Origin of the sequence: Flavobacterium sp. ACAM 123, assembly GCF_000264055.1 — a bacterium.
Taxonomy (GTDB): domain Bacteria; phylum Bacteroidota; class Bacteroidia; order Flavobacteriales; family Flavobacteriaceae; genus Flavobacterium.
Genome location: NZ_AJXL01000206.1, coordinates 1 through 2,263, shown reverse-complemented (window position 1 = coordinate 2,263; position 2,263 = coordinate 1). Strand labels below are relative to the sequence as shown.

Annotated in this window: 3 protein-coding genes; 2 read left to right on the top strand and 1 reads right to left on the bottom strand. The window is 28.8% G+C overall.

Features of this window, described 5'->3' with window-relative positions:
• Positions 1-2: 2 nt before the first annotated feature.
• Positions 3-704: a hypothetical protein gene (locus tag A3SG_RS0118200; protein ID WP_157485562.1), complete on the bottom strand. Its 702-nt coding sequence runs from the start codon at positions 702-704 to the stop codon at positions 3-5.
• Positions 705-792: 88 nt separating this feature from the next.
• On the opposite strand from A3SG_RS0118200, the gene A3SG_RS0118195 reads away from it, so the two are divergent.
• Both A3SG_RS0118195 and A3SG_RS20460 read left to right on the top strand, forming a co-directional pair.
• The gene (locus A3SG_RS0118195; protein WP_016991418.1) at positions 793-1,398 is read left to right on the top strand and encodes a peptidylprolyl isomerase; all 606 of its coding nucleotides are present in this window, start codon (positions 793-795) and stop codon (positions 1,396-1,398) included.
• Between the two features lie 137 nt (positions 1,399-1,535).
• A partial coding sequence (locus tag A3SG_RS20460) for a DUF6843 domain-containing protein (protein ID WP_035664719.1) occupies positions 1,536-2,263 on the top strand: 728 nt, incomplete at its 3' end.

The following is a 2,263-nucleotide window of genomic DNA, read 5'->3' as shown; positions in this document are numbered from 1 at the left end:
CGTTACAGGAAATCGTGAGGACGTTCAACGACTTCGAATTTATATACCCAAACAAATGGATTTTCATCCCAACTTTCTTTTCCGTTTATTTTTTGCCATAAAGTCTGATATGATACAATTGGAAATACACAAGCATCATATTTTACAGCATAAGAACGGAAGGATAATAATCCATCAGGTTTTAATCTTTCAATCCCTTCTTTTATAGCACTTTCTTCATCAATATCTTTTAATCTTTCAACTTTTACATCAACTACTTTTAGGAAAATTCTACAAGCTTCTTTTGTCATAAATAGAGGTGGTTTCCATTTAATACCAGGATAAATTTCATTATCGGCTTTATACCAATATTCGGGTCTAATTTCAGGGAGATCACTATGAAGATTGAAAGTTTCACGAACCCAAATAATATCATTTACGTTTACTTTTGGATAAATACATTTATCATTTGTAACGTCCATTTCGTCTGTAACAACTGCAAAAAATTGGCTAATTCCGCTTTTTAATTCTATAGGTTGTGGTTTGCCATTTACGCAATTAAGAAAATAATCAGGTTGTGGTTTTACAATTCTTCTTGTTTCTGTTTTAGTACCGTTTAATATTGCAACTACCATTGGAGTTGACATCAACATTGGTACAAAACGACTTCCTGTAACAGCAATTTGGCAAGATGCAGGCTTTTCGTTTATATCGTTTTTATTCATATTTTTGTTTTTAATAATTAAACTTTCGGTTCTAATCCTGCACCTCGCCAAGTTGCGACCCGTTATGTGTAACTCTAAAAAACCAAAAATGAAAAAACTCATAATATTCATAATTATTTTTATTTCATTCGAATCATTTTCACAAACGATAAAAGAGCAGTTACAACAAATAATTACAATTGATGATGCTAAAAAATTAGCTGCAGAAAATCCAAATCTTGAAGCAGAACTTTTAAACATACATCCCGAAATTGAAACTGATAATTTTGTAACTAAATTATCTGAATCAAAAACGGGTGAAATATTTTCAGATTTAGATTTTACCTATAAAATACTTTTTGAAACAAATATAAATGCTTTTCGTGTTAGTTATATTTTTCTTGATGCAAGTAAAATTTCACTTACAGAAATTGAAAAATTGAGAAGTAAAATTTTGAATGAATATAAAAATGGAATTTCATTTTCGAATTTAGCAAAAAAATACACAATGGACAGTAGTAAAGATGGTGATTTAGGTTGGTTTACTGAAGGAATGATGGTTCCAGATTTTGAAAAAGCAGTAAAAAATCATAAACAAAATGATATTTTTAAAGTAGATATTACGAATGAAAAATGGTATTACATTGTTTTGAAAACATTTACCGACAAACCAATAAGAGAATATACAGTACTGAAAATAAAGAGCAACACATAACAGCTGTTTTGATATAGCTGGAGTTTAGTGGAATTATCATTTCGCAATCATAAATCTGCAAAGCCGAAAATTGAGCGGTTACGATTTTCCATCCATATCAAAGCAGCAAAACGTTAGTTGCAATATTACCGAAAATCGTGATAAAAGACAGAAAAATAAAAATTGTTGGAATAATACTAATTGTTTTGGGAACTCTATCCATAACACTTTCGCCTTATACTTTATATTTCTATTACTTACCATTAATTGTATTAGTTATTGGAATAATATTGATTTGGCTGACGAATAGTAAAATAATTAATAAAATTAGTTTAACATTATCTCCAATTTTGTTCTACTCAATTTTCACATATTTATGGACTTTGTACAATACTTTACCACCTGAAATTTTTCTAATCCCAAAAGATTACAGAGGAAAAGTAAATATTTTATATAAATCTAATTGTGGAGAGTCGCTAATGGAAATTGAAGACAAATTAGTTTACAATATACCTAATGATGGAATTCTAATTTTAAGAAACGAACAAGAATTTGGATTTATTAATCAAGAATATTATCTAATCGACAAAAGTGGAAAAAAAACTAAACTACCGAAAATGGATGTACGAGATTTTAATGAGGAATGGACGTTAGAAAAAAATCTGAACGAACCTTCAAGAAATCAACTTGGCGTTTTTCATTGGGGAAGAACAGGAACATATGGAGAAACTATTGATACAAACGGAAAAAAAGTAGACAACTATAAAGAATGTACTTTTCAAGAATTTTATATATCAACTTACAATGACTTAACGAAGAAATTTGAATTTAAATATGAACAGAAATTTGATACGATACGAGATGAAAAATTGAAAAAATACTGCAA

Excerpts from the sequence above, each read along its gene's own strand:
- A3SG_RS0118200 (WP_157485562.1), bottom strand. The coding sequence starts at position 704 with ATGAATAAAAACGATATAAACGAAAAGCCTGCATCTTGCCAAATTGCT.
- A3SG_RS0118195 (WP_016991418.1), top strand. The coding sequence starts at position 793 with ATGAAAAAACTCATAATATTCATAATTATTTTTATTTCATTCGAATCA.